Here is a 16727-nt window from a genome sequence, read left to right as displayed (position 1 = left end):
TGAACTAAGTCCGGAGAGGAAAATGGAAAAGACCATTCATGGCTTTGCAGGTTTTCTGATTTGTCTGATGATTTTTTCGGCTGGTTGTGCGAAAAACCCTGGAACAAGGATTGACAACATACCGATGTACGGCCAGCCCGCCGTCGAACGTCCAGACTTTCTTAAAAAAGCCGACGAAGAGTTCATTCAACAAGCCACAAGTGGTTTCGGCAGTCGCGAGGCTGCAAGCAAGGCATGGTACACTCAGGCAGAAAAGTTCATGCGTGAAGGTAACCTGGACTATGCCATGCGACGGTACAACCAGTCATGGCTGCTAAACCCGAACAACTATCAACCGTATTGGGGCTTTGCCCGGATCGTAGCCGAACAGGACAAGCTCGACGACGCCATCGGATATCTGGAAAAGGCAAAGAGCCTGTGCGATGACAGTTACCAGAAAGTAGCCTTGCTTGCCGATGTAGGAACGATCTATTCGTACAAGGGCGACAGCATTCCTAAAGATCGCCGTGATGAGCGGGCCCGTTTTTTTGCTGTCGCCGACCAGAATTTTCTGGAGAGCACTCGCCTCGATCCCAAGTACTCTGATTCCTGGCTTCGCTGGTCACAGTCCAATTTCAGAGAAGGCAAGTACACTGAAGCGTGGAAAAAACTTGAAAAAGCCCGATCACTTGGTGCAAAAGAAAGTGCGACGTATTTGAAAGCTCTCGAGGAAAAAGCAGCTGAGCCGAAGTGAGAAGCTAAAGAGCTGTGAAACAGCCGATATAGCGGATAAGGGAATCTGACGAAGCCGCAGGGTGATAAGAATCCCGATACTGCAAACAGATTTGGAGAGGTCGTCAGGGCGTTCTTGAAGCGTGATGGCAAGACCTGGAAGGCAGGGCAGGAGAGTGGCGGTGGTTGACACTACTATGAAAAAGATCCTCGCGGTAGAGGACAGCAAGGTTTCGCAGGCGCAGATAGTCGACATCCTGGGATCGGCGTATGAGATCACCGTGGAAGAGGACGGCGCATCGGCGATTTTTGTCGCCTTGGCGACCGCTCCAGACCTGATTTTGCTGGATATCAATCTCCCCGGCATGAACGGCTACGATATCTGTCGCAAGTTAAAGGAAGACGCCAGAACCAAGGAGATACCGGTCATCTTCCTCACCGGCTGTGACACGGGAGAGGAAAAAGTAAAGGGGTTCGAGGCGGGGGCCGATGACTACATCGTGAAGCCTTTTTACCCTGAGGAACTGGTGGCGCGCGTCTCTCTCCATCTGGCCTCGAGAAGGGAGAAGCGGTTGGCGATAGAGCTCGAGAGGCTCAAGCTGTTGCGGGAGATGGCGGTGGCCATCAGCCATGAGTTCAACAACCCCCTGACCGCCATCCTGTGGCAGCTGCACCTGGTGCTCAAGGAGCTGGGCGACGGAAACGAGAATGCGCGGGCACATCTGTCGGAGATGAAAGTTGAATTCGACAAGATCCGGCATATAGTGGCCCGCCTCGCTGACGCCTCCCGCGACGCCAAGACGGAGTACGTGATGGGGGAAGAGATGATAGACGTGCACAGGATCTGAACAGCGCATGACCGATAACGGAGGGAAGGATAAGAGCAATGGCTACTGAATTTACCATTACTGAATCTGATTACGTAAATGCGGCAGTACTCGCGGGGCGCGCAAGCCGGAAGCAATCGACTTGGCTGCTGGTGGCGGCTGCAGTTCTTCTTGCTGTCGCAGTCCTGGACCCCCTCCACCTGAGGCCGACCGGACTTTGCGGCTTATTATGCGGCATCTTCGGTTACTATGGCGCCCTCCATGTGATAACTCCGTGGCAAGCCAGGAAGGCATACCGCAATTACAAGGCAATGCACGGCGGCTTGTTGATCGACATCAAGCCGGAAGGATTCTGGGTTGCCACAAAAACCGGCGAAAATCTCGCCCAGTGGCAATCTCTTTTGAAATGGCGGGAAAACCACGAGTACCTGCTGGCATACATCGCGCCGAAGCTATTCTATATCGTACCGAAGAGGATTGCCGGTGCGGGGTTTGACGTTGAGGAATTGCGTCGAGTGTTGAGGTCCAAAGTCGGTAATCCTGTATAAAGGAGCAGCCGAAGCCTCGACAGAGAAAAGGGGCGGGAGAGCGTTGATCAGGATTTGCTGGTGGGGGGCGGGGTGGAACTTCTTCTTATGTTGCGGGAATCCATGTAGACGCCGAACCTGACGTCGGTTTGCTGGATGTGGTGGGTGACCCAGTTGCTTATGAAGGAGAGCACGGAGATGGGGGGAACCTTGTTCTCCTGGTGGCCTTTCTGGAATTCCCTCACCTGCTTGGCGAACAGTTCGTGTTCCCTCCTGTGCATGGGGAGATCGGGATAGGACGCCTCTTCCATCAGGCCCTCCTCATAGGAGAAGTGGTAATCGGCGTAGTCGATCAACTCCTCGATCAATGCCGTCATCTTTTCCGCCGACATCCCCTTCTTGCATTCGGCGTACGAATCGTTCAGCAGGCTGACCAGGTGTTGATGATGCTGGTCGACCTCCTTGATCCCGATCAGATAGTTGATGTTCCACTCGAATACCGGCATCCCGGCCTCCTGCCCTGCCCACCAGCCAAGTCCTGTAGCAAAAAGCCGAAATACCGGCAGTTTGGCAACGGATGACTGGCTGGAAGGGTTAATTAAACCATAGCTCGCCTCGCGTCTCAACCACTTTCTTGCACATTTCCTGCACATTTGTTCCACAATTTGTATAATGGCTCCGCCGCGGGGGGCGAAGTCGCTTGGCAGCTTGGAGGCCAGGATTTTTCCTCCTGCGCTCCCGTCTCTTCACCAGTCAACTTTCATTGATTCCTTCTTTCACACGGGGTATGATCCCTACCCTGGCGGGATGGCGCTTCCTCCTGATAAAATTAACGTGAAGTTGTCGATACCACGGGTGCCCCGGTGGCGCCTGATAGGTGGGAAGAAGGCGGCGATGACGGAACCGGGACAGACAAATGGACGGAGTACGGCGGGGCCGAGAAGGCCGATCCGCATCGGCCTGACCGTCGTCGCCGTCTGTCTCGGCGTATTGCTGCTCCTCGCGATCTGTATCAGGATTTACCTCGCTAGCGGGCTACCCGCTCCCCTGCTGTCCAAGCTGGTCACCTCCTACCTCCACCAGGATTTCACCGTCGACAAGCTCCAACTCTCCGATGGCAGCGTCGTCCTCAAGGGGGTCCGGCTGCAAAGTCCCGCCGGATTTCCTGCACGGCCGCTGGTGACGGCGGAGTCGGTTGCCGTCGCGCCCGCCTGGTTCGATCTACTGCGCGGCAGGCAGCGGTTCGAGCGAATACTCCTCTCGGGCGTCACCGTCAATCTCGACAAGAACGCCAGGGGGAGCTGGAATTACAGCGACCTGCAGCGCCTGCTGGCGTCCCGCAAGCCTTCTCCCAAGGAAACGGTGGTCGAGCAGCTGGTCATCAGGGATGGGGCGATAAAGCTGCAGGGCGAGGGGGTGCAGGGGCTCTCGCTGCAGATCTACAACCTGACCACCAAGGGCTCGCTCGACTCCAAGCTTGCTCTCACCTTCCAGGACCCGGCCGGCAACCTCTTCCAGGTGAAGGGAAAGGCCCGCGCCGGCGCCGATGCCGCCGTGGATCTCACGGTGACGGCCCCTTCCCTCTCGCTCAAGCAGACGGTAGCCTTCCTGAAGTTCAAGGACCCCGACAGGTTCCAAGGCGGCACCGGCGCGCTCAGCATGTACCTCAGTCTCCACAAGGGAGAGGTGAGCGTAAGCGGCGATGTCACCTTTCGCGGCGTCACTCTTCCCGGCAAGGTCCCCTACCCGGTGGCCGGGAGCCTCCATTTCGCGGCCGACTACGATCCCAAGAGCGACAGCGCACAGCTGCGGAGGTCGACCTTGGCCGTGGAAAAGCTGGCCCGGCTCCACGCGGAGGGAAAGGCGACCGCTCTCAAAAGCCGGCGTGAGTTTTCCCTCCTCCTCGGCATGGAGGATTTCGACCTTGGCACGCTGAACGTCCTGTTGCCGGATCAAGTCCGGAAGGGCTCGCTGGTGGGAGGCAGGCTTCGCTGTGACCGGCTGCAGGTCGAGGGGAGCGCGGCCCAGGGGATGAGAAGCGCCACTGGCGTCATCGAGCTTCAGGACGGCACCCTTACCAGGAAGGGCCAGCTTGTGGTGGCAGGACTGTCGGGGACCTTGGGATTCTCCCGGAACCAGTCGGCCATTGCCAGTAAAGGGAGGCTGTCGGTTTCGACCGCTCAACCGAAGGCCCTGCTGGAGAAGCTGGATCTCCCCCTGTCCGCCACCCTGTCCCCCAGGCTGAAGCCGCTGGCGGCGGAGGTCACGGCCTTTTCCGCCAAGATGATGGGCATCCCCATGACCGGGAACCTGAGTTACGCCGCCTCGAGCCGCGCCCCTCTCGCCGCTTCCGTGAAGATCCCCACCCTTCAGCTTTCGGCGCTGAACGGACAGTTCAAGCGTTTCGGACTGCAGGCCTCCTCGGGTACCGGCTCCCTCACTCTGGATGTCGCCGGGAAGGGCGCCCGGGAGCTGAGCGGCACGGCAAAGCTGCAGGTGGCCGATTTCCGCGGCAGCCTGGGGAAGAAGTCCCTCTCGGTGAAAAGCGGAGCTGTGGCGGCCTCCGGAGAGCGGAGGGGAGAGAAACTGGCTGCCCAGGGCGATGCCCAGCTTGGGCAGCTGCTGGTGGATGGCAAGGGGGGAGACGCCAAGTTGGCCTTCAAGGTCGCTGATGACCTCCTGCAGTTGGAAAAGGTCCAGGCCAACGCGGCGGGCCTGGAGATCGCCGTCTCCCGCCTCGCCGCTCGCCTCCCCTCCGGGCACCCCTCAGCGAAGGCGGGCGGCTTCCCTCTGGCGGTCGAGGTGACGGGCGCCACGGTAAAACAGCGGCAGGTGACGGTAACTGATCTCACGGGAGTCATCCGCGGTAACTACCATGACGACGGCGGACAGAGGTGGCTGGACGGGAGGGGGGACCTCTCTTCCGGTTCCCTGCTCCTGCAGGGGAAGCGGCTGGGGGCGCCGGTGCTCCACGCGGTTTTTTCCAAATATGGCGCCAAGACCGAGTTAGGCGGGGACCTGCTGGGGGGGAAGCTGTCCGGGACGGCTTCCTTGAACCCCTTTGCGCCCGCCGCGGGTACCACCTTCGATGCCAGGGTGGCGGGTGCCGACGTGGCGGCAGGATCGCCCTTCATCCCCAAAGCCGATGCCGTCAAGCCGACGGAGGGGCGACTGGATCTGCACCTCGCCGGTGGTTATTCCGCCCGTGACGGCTTCGCCTGCCGGTTCGAGGGGAAGGGGAGCGGGGTCGGCATCTCCGGCGCAGGAGGTAAGAGGCTGGTAGCGGGCGCCGGACTCTCCCTGTCGGGCGAGGTGGCGAGGGAAAAACTCTCGGTCCATGAAGGTGTCGTCTCCCTTGCTCCCAAGGTCTCGCTCCGGTTGCAGGGGGATATCGCGCAGCCCTTCACCGACCGGCGCTCCGGCGTTCTCAGCTTCAACCTCCCGGTAGCCGACGTGAACAGCGTCGTCGACCCGCTGGTGAACGTCCTGCCGCGCCTCCTGCAGGCAGCGACTTTGGACGGGACCATTGGCGCCCAAGGGAAGCTGACCCTGAAAGATGGAAGACAGCTGCTGGAGGGGACCATCGCGGTGCAGGGGGGGCAGCTCTCGGTCCCGGCACAGAAGCTGGTGATGGCCGACATCAACGGCAACATACCGGTTTCCCTGGACCTCTCGCGCAAGGGGGGGGCCCCTGAGCAGGCGATGAGCTTCAGCCGGGACAACTTCCGATCCCTGCTTGGCCAGCTGCGGAAGGGTACCGGCGGGGAAAACTTCTCCATCAGGAAGATAGCCTTTGGACCGGTGGAGTTCGGCACCTTGACTACGCAACTCACCGCCGTCAACGGGGTTACCCGGCTCAGCTCGCTCAAAACTACCCTCTTCCAGGGCGAGGTGCTGGGGAAAGGATACGTGTTGATCGGCGACAAAGTCGTCTACCGGGGCGATCTGCTGATCCACAACCTCAGTCTGAAGACGCTCTGCAGCGTGTTCCCCAATATCGCCGGCTACATCTCGGGCCGGGTGGACGGTGTGGTCAGCCTGAGCGGGCACGGGGGCGGTGTGGCAGACATGACCGGCTTCATGGAGCTGTGGGCCAGGGAAAAGCGAGGGGAGAAGATGGAGGTGAGCAAGGAGTTCCTGCAGCGGTTGGCCAAGCAGAAACTTGCCGGATTCTTCTTCAGCTCCAACCGTCCCTATGACCAGGCCGAGATAAAGGCGGAGCTGCAGGAAGGATACCTCACCTTCGACAAGCTGGTCATCGAGCACACCAACTTCATCGGCGTGCGCGACTTGAGCGTCTCGGTCGCCACCGACCAGAACAGGATCGCCTTCAATCACCTGCTGGACACCATCAAGGAGGCGGCGGTGCGTGGCAAGCCGAAGGCATCCAAAGGCCCGGCCCCGGCACCGGAGGCTCCGGCGTCACCGGCATCACCTTCTGAGCCGGCGCCGCCGGCAGAGGCGCCGGGCGAGGCGCCAGGAACAGAGGCCCCCGCACCGGAGTTCAAGTGGGGTGAGTGATCCTCTGGCGATAATGTTAGGGGCAACACAGGTAGATGCTGGTTCGAGACGGTTAGGGTGAGGGAAGTGTCCACGGAGATATGAGGCTTCCATCACCCCAGCCCCCTCCCGGAAGGAGAGGGAGCGCTGGCAGCGGGGTCATGAGAGCGATCTGTGCAATGTTCCAATGTGAAGCGTACATGCTATATTTGGTTAGAACCAATACGGGGCACTCCGTTACAAGGTGAATGCCGCCACATACTGTGAAGCAGCGTTCCCCCTCGCTAACCCTCCCCCTCCGGGAGAGGGGACTGTCGGAGCGTCGCAGCTCGGCAGGGTGGAGAGAGTATTCGAGAGAGATAAAAGAGAGGACAAAAATACGCAGGTCTGGAGGATACCGATGAGAAAGATGCTTATGAAATGGTTGCTGGCTCTCAGTTGCTTCCTGCTGGCCGCTTGTGCCGTGATCACCGTCAACGTTTATTTCCCGGAAAAGGCCGCCAAGGATGCCTACAAGTCGCTGGATGAGATGCTCCTGAAACCTGGGCCGAAGTCGCCCGGTGCCGCCATCCCGGCTGCTCCCGCTCCGCCGGCTGAGCAAAAGGAACAGGCCAAGCCGCAGAGCCGGCTGTTGGATCACCTCCCTTCACTCGCCCTGGTCACCCCGGCTTTTGCCGCCGACAACGAGGCGGATGCCCTTGCCATCGAGATGTCCAGCATGCCGGAGGTCCTCAAAGCCTACACCGACATGAGGCAGCGACTGCCCAGAATCCAGCAGCTCTTCACCTCCGGAGGGGTGGGCCTCACCAACCAGGGGCTGGTCAGCGTGCGTGACAAGACGAAGCTCTCTCCCCAGGACGAGAGTCTGGTGACGGCAGAAAACCAGAGCCGTAAAACGGTGGTCGCCGGCATGGCCAAGGCCATCCTGAAGCTGGGCAAGCAGAAGGAAAGCAAGGCGGCGCTCAACCAGGTGATGCCGAAGGCGGCGGCCACCTTCGCCGAGACCAGGCAGGAAGAGGCCCAGCCGGGATGGTGGATACAGCTCCCCAACGGGAAATGGGTGCAGAAATAAGGAAGGCAAATCTGGATTAAGAACAAGATCGGGAGCAAGAAGGCCCGTGAAGGAGTTATCTGGCGGACCGGGAGCCGAAGCGTGCAGGGGTGTGCAAGGTCTGAACTGGGGTGGTCAAGGTCTGCAATGTGCCGGGGGAGCGATTTTATCTCTTCTTCCCGTGTCGAAAGTTTGTCTCTGTTCAAAAGTTGCAACACCCTGAGCCGCGGGGGCCTTAAGGCCTTTTGGGAAAAACGTAGTGAAAGCCGCAACTTGAAGGGCAGTTGGAGGCCAGGGCAGCTTGGCACCCGTTTTGTATAGTACATGTTGTCGCTCAGGCAACCGAAGCGACCTCAACAAAAAATCACTCTTTGCGCCTCGATGGAGTTCTCCTTTCGTCTTGGCGCTTTTTTTTGTCCTCAGGCGATCATTTCCTTTATGTCGGAGACGTCGGTGGGATAGGCCCACAGGACGTCGAGAAGGTCACGGGTGGTGAGGCCGAACTTGACGGCCATGGCAAAGATGTTGATCGTTTCGCCTGCGTTGTGGCCGAGGATGTGGGCGCCAACGATCTTGCGGCTTTCCTGCTCGATCAGCACCTTGTAATAGCCGTGCTTTTGGCCGATCCGGCGGGAGGAGGGCCAGGACTCCATGGCTCCCCGGTTCAGCTTGCAGCGGATCCCCGCTTCGGCAGCCTGCTGTTCAGTCATCCCAACTTGGGCTATGGGAGGGAAACTTGAGACCACGCAGGGGACGCAGCTGTAATCGGGGCGCCTGACGTTACCGTTGATTATGTTCTCCGCTGCCACATCCCCCTCCATGTGGGCAACCGAGGTGAGGCGGTACGGCGAGTCGCAGGCGTCGCCGATCGCCCAGACCCGCGGATTGCTGACGCTTTGCAGGAATTCGTTGACGGTGACTCCCTTGCCGCTCGCGGTCACCTCCCCCGCCCGCAGGTTCAGCTTTTCCAGGGAGGCCACTCTGCCGGAGGTGTTGACGATGAGGTCGGATGGAAACGACTCCGCGCAGCCCGCCTTGCCGTAAGTCAGGAAGGCTCCGCCATACTTTTCCGCCATGCTGGCGGTGATGCCGGTCACGATGTTCATGCCGGCATCCTTCGACGCGTTGGCCAACCGCTTGGCGAGGTCGGCGTCGAACTTCTTCAGGATGCGCTCGCCGCGGTTGAGAATGGTAACCGCGGCACCTGCCCCCCGGGCCACCGGGGCCAGGGCCATGGCGAGGCAGCCTCCCCCGATGAACAGTACCCGCCGCGGCACCACGGGAAGCTCCATGAAGTCCTGGGCAGTGATGGCCAGGTCGGCACCGGGGAAGTCGAGATCGGCGGTCTTGGCTCCGGTGGCTATCACGATGGCGTTGGCGCGCACCGTGGTGCCACCCCCCACGGAGACCACCTCCCGTGACACGAAGCTGGCACTCCCTAAAAACAAATTGACTCCGGCCGATTCCAGTCCCCGCTCCGCACGGTCCGGGACGCCGGTGGTGAAGGCCGAAACCGAGCGGACCAGGGCCGGCCAGTCCAACTGGGCCGATGGGTGGATGCCCGTTTCCGACATCTGCTGGCTGAGCTGGACGAGTTCCGCCGCGACTACCAGGAACTTCTCGGGTTCGCAGCCGCGCGCGCCGCAGGTCCCTCCAAACGGCTTGTCATCGACCACCGCGACCTTGAGTCCCGCCTTCCGGCAGGCGAGGGCCAGGGTGTAGCCGGCGGTGCCGGAGCCGATCACCAAGACGTCGAACTTGTGTTGCATTTCTCCCTCCTGAATTGAACCCCATCCTCACCCGCCTTCGCCTACAGGCTACGGCGGGCAAGCTCCTGTCCCTCCCCTTGAAGGGGAGGGGACGCCGGGGGGACGCCATCACTAGTGTGTTCTTCAGATAAAAGGATAGGAGCTCTTCGTGTTAGGCGAGCCGCAGGCGGACCAGGGAGGCGCGGGCGTTGCCGCCGCCGATGTCCGGCTTGATCTCCAGCTCCAAAGCGGTGACCTCGGCGAGGTCGACGGTGTAATCCTCTTCTTCCTTGATGGTTCCCGGCGGGCTGAAGTTAAACTGCTGGCGGACGCACTCCCGGTAGCTCTTGCCCCGGTTGCCCGACCAGCGCAGCACGAACTCCTGGGTACGAGGGTGCTCGTTCTCTTCCATAACGAGGTGAATCTGCCGGATCCGGAGCGGCTGGTCGAATAGAAGCCGGATTATCTGGGGCCCCGGCCCCGCCGCCCGCCAGCCGAGTCCCCCGTCGCTCCTCAACGCGGACTCGATGGGATGCGTATGGTCCTCCGACGTTATCTCCACCTGGGCAAGCTCTTCCAGGTCGAGCCAGCCCTCCTCTACATGCTTCCCGCCGTGCGGGATGAGGCTTTTACGCATGCGGCTCTCCTTTTTGGTTGTATTCCCTTGCTGGAAGGCTAGAGGTGGCCCCGCTCCGCGAAGCTGTAGAACCTGCCTTCCCCGATGATGATATGATCGATTACCTTGATCCCCATCAGGTCGCCCGCCTCCCGCAGCCTGCGGGTCACCTCCAGATCTTCGGGGCTGGGAGCAGGGTCCCCAGTGGGATGGTTGTGCAGCAGGATCATGGCGGCGGCTGATGCCCTGACCGCGACGTTGAAGACCTCGCGCGGGTGGACGATGCTCTGGTTGAGGGAGCCTTCGGAGATGCGGGCGCGCTTGATGATCCGGTTCTTTCCGTCCAGGAGCAGCGCCATGAAGTATTCCTTCTGGACGTCCCTGAACTCGCAGTCGAGGTGCTCGAACACCTCGGAGGCCGAGGTGAAGCGGGTCAGCGATTCCAGCGGCCTCTCCCCCTCCCTGACGCGCCTGGCCAGGTCGAGTGCGGCCTTGATGCAGGTCGCTTTGGCGGGGCCCACCCCTTTGACCCGCTGCAGTTCCCGGCAGGATGCATCAGCGAGGGAGCGCAAGGTCTTGAACTCGATCAGCAGTTCGCGGCCGAGGTCGATGGCACTTCGGCTGCTCGCCGCGTCGCCGCTGCCGATGATAAGCGCCAGCAGTTCGGCGTCTGTCAGGGAGGAACAGCCGTGCTGCAGCAGCTTCTCCCGGGGGCGTTCACCTTTGGGCCAGTTCTTGATTCCGCCGCTCATGCAGCACCTCCCGAACGATTTGGGCCGAAAAGCGATGCTTAAGGATACCGCAGGAGGATGAGATTGCTACAGTGCGAGCCTCACGCAACCCATCCTCACCCTGTCCCTCCCCTTGAAGGGGAGGGGACGTAGGGGGGCTGGGCAGGCCAATTGCCCCTCTCCCGGAGGGCGAGGGTGGGGCGGCAGAGAGGGGATGGAGTCAGGAGGTGGCCCTTCGACAGGCTCAGGGTGAACGGCCAATCCAGAAAGCATGTGCGGGAGCTTACAAGAAGAGGAGGGCGAGGGCGCCGCTGCCGGCGACCAGGCGGTACCAGACGAAGGGATAGAGGGAATCGCGCTGCACCAGTTTCAGCAGGAAGGCGACGCTCAGAAAGCCGACCACGGCGGAGGTGACGATGCCGATTGCCAGCGGGACTCCCTCGCCTGCGGGGATGCCGCTCTTCGCCAGGTGCCCAACCTTCAGGATGGCGGCGCCGGCCACGATGGGGAGCGAGATCAGGAAGGAGAAGCGGGCGGCGGCCTCCCGGTGGAAGCCGAGCAACAGGGCGGCGGTGATGGTGATCCCGGAACGGGAGACCCCGGGGATCAGGGCGAGGCACTGGGCGAGGCCGATCAGCAGCGCGATCTTCAGGGTGATCCGGTCCATCCGCCACCTCTTGGCCCCGGCGGTGTCGGCGAAGGCGAGCACCAGGCCGAAGGTGATCAGGAACATGGCGATGGTGGCGGGGCTGTTACGGAAGGTCTCCTCGATCGGCCCCTCCAGCGTCTTCCCCACCAAGGCGGCCGGGATGGTGGCGGCGATGATGTAGAACGGCATCCGCTTGGCCGGGGTGTTGATGCCGCCGTGCAGCGCGCTGAAGAAGTTGCCGGTCAATTCCAGGATGTCGCGCCAGAAGTAGAGCGCCAAGGCAATAAAGGTGCCGAGGTGGAGGGCGACGTCGAAGGTGAGACCGGACTCCGGCCACTTGAGGAACTTGGGGATCAGGATCAGGTGAGCCGAGCTGCTGATGGGGAGCACTTCGGTCAGTCCCTGGACGGCGCCCAGCACCGCTGCGTGTATCGGATTCATGAGAAAAACTCCTGCTGACGGAAAAGTATACGCAACATAAGCGAAATATCGAGTGAAATCAAGGCAAAGTAGCACTCTCATGAGACATTTCATGCTGTAATGTTTGTTGCGGTTGTGTTATAGCTTTACAGTTTTGTAACCGGGCGGCAATGGTCGCTACCATTTTGGAGGGTTTACATGTTTGGGTTGATTCCGAAAGACGAGAAATTTTTCGCCATGTTCAGAGAGATGTCGCACAACATCGTGGTGGGGGCGGAGCTCCTCAAGGACATGCTGGACAATTTCAACGACCCGCTTGCCAGCCAGCGCAAGATCAAAGAGATCGAGCATAAGGGTGACACCATCACCCACGATATCATCAAGAAGCTGAACAAGAGCTTCGTGACCCCCTTCGACCGCGAGGACATCTACGCGCTCTCCTCCGCCCTGGACGACATCCTCGACCTGATCGACGCCTCCGCGGCCCGGATGGTGATGTACAACGTGGAGAAGCCGACCGCGGAGTCCAAGGAACTTGGCTTCCTGATCCTCAAGGCCTGCCAGACCATCGACAAGACGGTGGCCGTCCTGGGTGGCAAGCTGGAGCCGATCAGCGCTTACTGCATCGAGGTGAACGCCCTGGAAAATGAAGCGGACCGCGTCTGCCGCGAGGCGATCAGCCGGCTGTTCGACGAGGAGAAGGACCCGATCCAGCTCATCAAGTGGAAAGAGATCTACGAGACGCTGGAGACCGCCACCGACAAGTGCGAGGACGCCGCCAACATCCTGGAAAGCGTGGTGGTAAAAAATGCCTGAGACGACACTCGTTCTGCTGGTCGCCGTGATCGTCTCGGCGCTGCTGTTCGATTACATCAACGGTTTCCACGACACGGCCAACGCCATCGCCACCTGCGTCTCGACCCGCGCCCTTTCGGTGAAGGCCGCCATCCTCATGGCTGCCGGCCTGAACTTCGTCGGGGCCATGATCTCCACCAAGGTGGCCGGCACCATCGGCAAGGGGATCGTCGATCCCAACATCGTCACCCAGATGGTGGTACTGGCCGGGGTGCTGGGGGCCATCATCTGGAACCTGATCACCTGGTATTACGGTCTCCCTTCCTCCTCCTCGCATGCCATCATCGGCGGCCTGGTCGGCTCGGTGATCGCCCATGCCGGTGTCGGGGCGCTGCACTGGGCAGGACTTAAGAAGATCATCACCGTGCTGCTGGTCTCCCCGATCGTGGGCGCCTTCTTCGGGTTTCTGTTCATGGTGGCGCTCATGTGGATCTTCAGGAACAAGGCCCCCTACGGGCTGAACAAGGGATTCCGCAAGCTGCAGATCCTGTCCGCTGCCGTCATGGCCTTCTCCCACGGCACCGCCGACGCCCAGAAATCGATGGGCGTCATCACAATGGCGCTGGTCAGCTACGGGACCCTGGCCACCTTCGAGGTTCCCACCTGGGTGAAGGTCGGCTGCGCCGTCGCCATGGCGCTCGGCACCGCGGCCGGCGGCTGGAGGATCATCAAGACGGTCGGGCACGACTTCGTCAAGCTGCAGCCGGTGCACGGCTTCTGCGTGGAGACCGCCTCCGCGGGTGTCATCCTGGGGGCGTCGGCCATGGGTCTTCCCACCAGTACCACCCACGTGATCACCTCGGCCATCCTGGGGGTCGGCCTCTCCAAGAGGATGTCCGCAGTCAACTGGGGCGTCGCCTACCGGATCGTGATGGCCTGGGTGATCACCATCCCAGCCTCCGCCTTCATGGGGTTCCTGGGCTATAGCGTGCTGACGCCGTTCCTCGGCAAGTAGGAAAAGAAGCCACATACGCAAAAGCGCCGGGAGCGGAATGAACGCTGCCGGCGCTTTTTGTATTTCAAAGACTTAAAAGCCGACCACAGAGGACACAGAGGTTCCACGGAGGACTCAGAGGAAAAACTTGGATCTTTCTTTCTACCCTCGAAATAAGGGTTTCCTCTGTGTCCTCCGAGCCCCCTCTGTGGCCAGGCTTTGAGCTTGTGACCTATTCCAGCTCCTCGCCGACCTCTTCCATCTCTCGGGCCAGTTCGGCCTGGGTGCTGTCGCTGGCGCGGAATTTGAGGACCAGGTAGTAGCAGACGAAATAGGCGATGATGGCGGCGAAGAAGCCGATGATGGAAGAGCCGAGCAGGAGGGACTTCGCGTACTTCTCCAGGTTGTGCCAGTCTCCGCCTCCCTCCAGCGCCTTGAGGGTCTGCAGCGGCAGCTCGTTCACCGGCCGGCCCCGCAGGAACCTCCCCAGCTTGTAGCTCACGGTGAGTGCCGGGACCACGGTAATGGGGGTGTTGACCCAGGCCCCGGTCACGCAGGTCAGCTTGTTCAGCCTGAAGATGAAGGCGGCAGCGATGGCGATGGGGGTGTGGAGACCGAAGAAGGGGGTGAAGCTTATGAATACCCCGACGGCGAAACCGGCGGCTATGTGAGCGGGATGGCTGTCAAGCGAGAGGATGGCGTAGATTCGTTTTTTCCAGAGCGCTTTGTTCAGCAAATAGTCACCTCGAAGATGGCTCAGTCTAAAGTCCCCCTCGGACTTTGTCAATTCATTTAAGGCAGCTCTTACGCGAAGTGGTTTGCTAAGGGTTTTGAAACGTGCTAAGATTCCCATCTTTAAAAATCTTCATGATGGATGCAGAGCAGGGCGATGCGCAAGGAACTGCTGAGAAAAACTAAGAGGATCGTGGTCAAGATCGGCTCCGGCGTCTTGACCGGCGGCGGCAACGACATCGACCCCTCCTTCCTGGAGGGGCTGGCCGAGGAGATCGCGGCGCTGCGCGCCAAGCGGATCGAGGTGGTGGTGGTCTCTTCGGGCGCGGTGGCTGCGGGACGGCAGGCGCTGGGACTTTCCGACCGGCCCAAGACCCTCCCCCAGAAGCAGGCCGCTGCCGCGGTCGGGCAGTCCAGGCTGATGCGCGCCTACGAGGAGGCCTTCTCCCGTTTCAACCTGAAGGTGGCCCAGATCCTGTTGACCAGGGACGACCTCGCCAACCGGCGCCGCTTCCAGAATGCGCGCGGCACCTTGGACACCCTGCTCGCCTGCGGCATCATTCCGGTCATCAACGAGAACGACACGGTGGTGGTCGACGAGCTGAAGTTCGGCGACAATGACAACCTCTCCGCGCTGGTCACCAACCTGGCCGAGGCCCAGCTGCTCTTGATCATGACCGACATCGACGGGCTCTACACCGCGGACCCGCGCAAGGACCCCAGCGCCACCCTGATCAACCAGGTGAAGACCATCACCCGGGACATGGAGCGCGGCGCCGGCAGCAGCGGTACCAGCGTGGGGACCGGCGGCATGGCCACCAAGCTGGCCGCGGCCAAGAAGGTGGTCAAGTCGGGGGTGGCCGCCATCGTCTTCGCCGGCAAGGTGAAGGGGAATCTCGGGCGGATCATGGCGGGCGATACTGTCGGCACCCTGTTCCTTCCCTCGGGAGAATCCCTCAACCGGCGCAAGCACTGGATCGCCTACACCCTGAGGCCCGCCGGCAGCATCCAGGTGGACGCCGGGGCACGCGAGGTGCTGGCGAAGCATGGCAAGAGCCTGCTCCCCTCCGGGATTGCCAAGGTGGACGGGCGTTTCGCACGCGGCGCCTGCGTGCGGGTGCTCGATCCGGAGGGGGTGGAGTTCGCCCGCGGCATCGTCGACTATTCCAGCCAGGAGATCGCCCAGATCAGCGGGCACAAGAGCAGCGACATCGAGAAGATCCTCGGCTTCCGCTACGGGGACGATGTCATTCATAGAGACAATCTGGTACTGTTGTAGCCGTAGAAGATGCTGTTTAGCTCTTAAGTCCCCCTTGATAAAGGGGGATTTAGGGGGATTGCTTGTAGGGTTTGTAGTCAGAATTGGCAATTGGCTGATAGCATTGTTAAATGCCAAGGCAAATCCCCCCTGTCCCCCCTTTATCAAGGGGGGGACGTGATAACGGAAGATCATCGCTGTTTGAATACGCGGCATCCGGTCTGTTTGTTCAGCATTAAAGGTGTGGAGGTATCTACAATGAGTGTTGCCGAGAAGATCCGTACTATAGCAGCCGAGGCGAGGAAGGCTTCCTTTGCCATGGCCAAGCTCTCTTCCAGCGTGAAGAACGACCTGCTGATGGACATGGCGATGGCGCTCATCAACAATGCGCCGCATATCATAGAGGAAAACAAGAAGGACCTGGCCGCCGGTGAGAAACGGGGCCTCTCCTCCGCGATGCTGGACCGCCTGATGCTGAACGAGGCGCGCATCAAGGGGATGGCGGCCGCCATCCGCGAGGTCGCCCAACTGCCGGACCCGGTAGGTGAGGTGACCGGCATGTGGAAGCGCCCCAACGAGCTGATGGTCGGCAAGATGCGCATCCCGCTGGGGGTCATCGGCATCATCTACGAATCCCGCCCCAACGTCACCTCCGACGCGGCCGCCCTCTGCCTGAAAAGTGGCAACGCGGTGGTGCTGCGCGGCGGCTCCGAGGCGATCTACTCCAACGTCGCGATTGCGAGGTTTCTGAAGGAGGAGCTCGCCAAGCGCGACATCCCGGAGGCGGCCCTTTCCCTGATCCCGTTCGTGGAGCGCGAGGGGGTGGAGGAGATGCTCAAGCAGGAGGAGTTCATCGACGTCATCATCCCGCGCGGCGGCGAGAGCCTGATCCGGATGGTGGTGGAGAAGTCCAAGATCCCGGTCATCAAGCACTACAAGGGGGTCTGCCACGTGTTCGTCGACTGTTCGGCCGACTACGAGATGGCGGAACGGATCATCGTCAACGCCAAGACCCAGCGCCCCGGGGTGTGCAACGCCCTGGAGACCCTCCTGATCCACAAGGACGTGGCGGAGACCTTCGTGCCGCGTATTGCCGAGGCCCTCAGTACCCTTAAGGTGGAGCTGCGCGGCGACGCATGCTTCCGCCAGTTCGCGCCCGAAGCCATTG

15 protein-coding genes are annotated in these 16727 nt (G+C 61.0%); 9 read left to right on the top strand and 6 right to left on the bottom strand.

Translation table 11 applies throughout. From position 1 onward, the window contains the following. Window positions 1-22: 22 nt before the first annotated feature. The 3 genes from VJ604_RS19410 to VJ604_RS16315 all read left to right on the top strand — a co-directional run bounded on the left by VJ604_RS19410 (window position 23) and on the right by VJ604_RS16315 (window position 2086). Complete coding sequence (locus VJ604_RS19410; protein ID WP_324084375.1) at window positions 23-733, top strand: tetratricopeptide repeat protein; 711 nt, start codon at window positions 23-25, stop codon at window positions 731-733. A 175-nt stretch (window positions 734-908) separates the two neighbouring features. After that, window positions 909-1559 carry an ATP-binding response regulator gene (locus tag VJ604_RS16320; protein ID WP_324084373.1) on the top strand — a complete coding sequence of 217 codons (651 nt, stop codon included), beginning with the start codon at window positions 909-911 and terminating at the stop codon, window positions 1557-1559. 38 nt (window positions 1560-1597) lie between these two features. Next, a complete protein-coding gene (locus tag VJ604_RS16315) occupies window positions 1598-2086 on the top strand; it encodes a YcxB family protein (protein WP_324084371.1) in 489 nt (162 codons plus the stop codon). Window positions 2087-2133: 47 nt separating this feature from the next. Here the strand turns inward: VJ604_RS16315 and VJ604_RS16310 are convergent, their stop codons facing one another. Further along, complete coding sequence (locus VJ604_RS16310) at window positions 2134-2571, bottom strand: bacteriohemerythrin (RefSeq protein WP_324084369.1); 438 nt, start codon at window positions 2569-2571, stop codon at window positions 2134-2136. Between the two features lie 388 nt (window positions 2572-2959). Here VJ604_RS16310 and VJ604_RS16305 point away from each other — a divergent pair, with 388 nt between their 5' ends. Together VJ604_RS16305 and VJ604_RS16300 are read left to right on the top strand one after the other, a co-directional pair. After that, window positions 2960-6586 carry a DUF748 domain-containing protein gene (locus VJ604_RS16305; RefSeq protein ID WP_324084367.1) on the top strand — a complete coding sequence of 1209 codons (3627 nt, stop codon included), beginning with the start codon at window positions 2960-2962 and terminating at the stop codon, window positions 6584-6586. 379 nt (window positions 6587-6965) lie between these two features. Then, window positions 6966-7637, top strand: a complete 672-nt coding sequence (locus VJ604_RS16300; RefSeq protein WP_324084366.1) for a DUF1318 domain-containing protein — start codon at window positions 6966-6968, stop codon at window positions 7635-7637. Between the two features lie 398 nt (window positions 7638-8035). On the opposite strand, the gene VJ604_RS16295 is transcribed toward VJ604_RS16300, so the two are convergent. From VJ604_RS16295 to uppP, 4 genes are all read right to left on the bottom strand, one after another. Beyond that, the gene (locus tag VJ604_RS16295) at window positions 8036-9385 is read right to left on the bottom strand and encodes a dihydrolipoyl dehydrogenase family protein (protein WP_324084364.1); all 1350 of its coding nucleotides are present in this window, start codon (window positions 9383-9385) and stop codon (window positions 8036-8038) included. Between the two features lie 151 nt (window positions 9386-9536). Then, window positions 9537-10001, bottom strand: a complete 465-nt coding sequence (locus VJ604_RS16290) for a hypothetical protein (RefSeq protein ID WP_324084362.1) — start codon at window positions 9999-10001, stop codon at window positions 9537-9539. Window positions 10002-10039: 38 nt separating this feature from the next. After that, on the bottom strand, window positions 10040-10732 hold the full coding sequence (radC, locus tag VJ604_RS16285; RefSeq protein ID WP_324084359.1) for a RadC family protein: 693 nt from the start codon (window positions 10730-10732) through the stop codon (window positions 10040-10042). A 262-nt stretch (window positions 10733-10994) separates the two neighbouring features. After that, complete coding sequence (uppP, locus tag VJ604_RS16280) at window positions 10995-11801, bottom strand: undecaprenyl-diphosphatase UppP (protein ID WP_324084358.1); 807 nt, start codon at window positions 11799-11801, stop codon at window positions 10995-10997. Between the two features lie 177 nt (window positions 11802-11978). On the opposite strand from uppP, the gene VJ604_RS16275 reads away from it, so the two are divergent. Beyond that, window positions 11979-12596 carry a DUF47 domain-containing protein gene (locus VJ604_RS16275; protein ID WP_324084356.1) on the top strand — a complete coding sequence of 206 codons (618 nt, stop codon included), beginning with the start codon at window positions 11979-11981 and terminating at the stop codon, window positions 12594-12596. After that, window positions 12589-13590: an inorganic phosphate transporter gene (locus VJ604_RS16270; protein WP_324084354.1), complete on the top strand. Its 1002-nt coding sequence runs from the start codon at window positions 12589-12591 to the stop codon at window positions 13588-13590. Before VJ604_RS16275 ends, VJ604_RS16270 begins: the two co-directional genes overlap by 8 nt. A gap of 211 nt (window positions 13591-13801) precedes the next feature. Here the strand turns inward: VJ604_RS16270 and VJ604_RS16265 are convergent, their stop codons facing one another. Then, window positions 13802-14305: a DUF2062 domain-containing protein gene (locus tag VJ604_RS16265; protein WP_324084352.1), complete on the bottom strand. Its 504-nt coding sequence runs from the start codon at window positions 14303-14305 to the stop codon at window positions 13802-13804. Window positions 14306-14458: 153 nt separating this feature from the next. Between VJ604_RS16265 and proB the strand changes: the two genes are divergently transcribed. Continuing rightward, window positions 14459-15580, top strand: a complete 1122-nt coding sequence (gene proB / locus VJ604_RS16260) for a glutamate 5-kinase (protein WP_324084406.1) — start codon at window positions 14459-14461, stop codon at window positions 15578-15580. A gap of 237 nt (window positions 15581-15817) precedes the next feature. Then, window positions 15818-16727: glutamate-5-semialdehyde dehydrogenase (locus VJ604_RS16255; protein WP_324084350.1), on the top strand; the 910-nt coding region annotated here is incomplete at its 3' end.

The organism is Geomonas sp., from assembly GCF_035254065.1.
Taxonomy (GTDB): Bacteria; Desulfobacterota; Desulfuromonadia; order Geobacterales; family Geobacteraceae; genus Geomonas.
The sequence above is the reverse complement of the archived record's forward strand: the minus strand, read 5'-3'. Positions and strand labels throughout refer to the sequence as shown.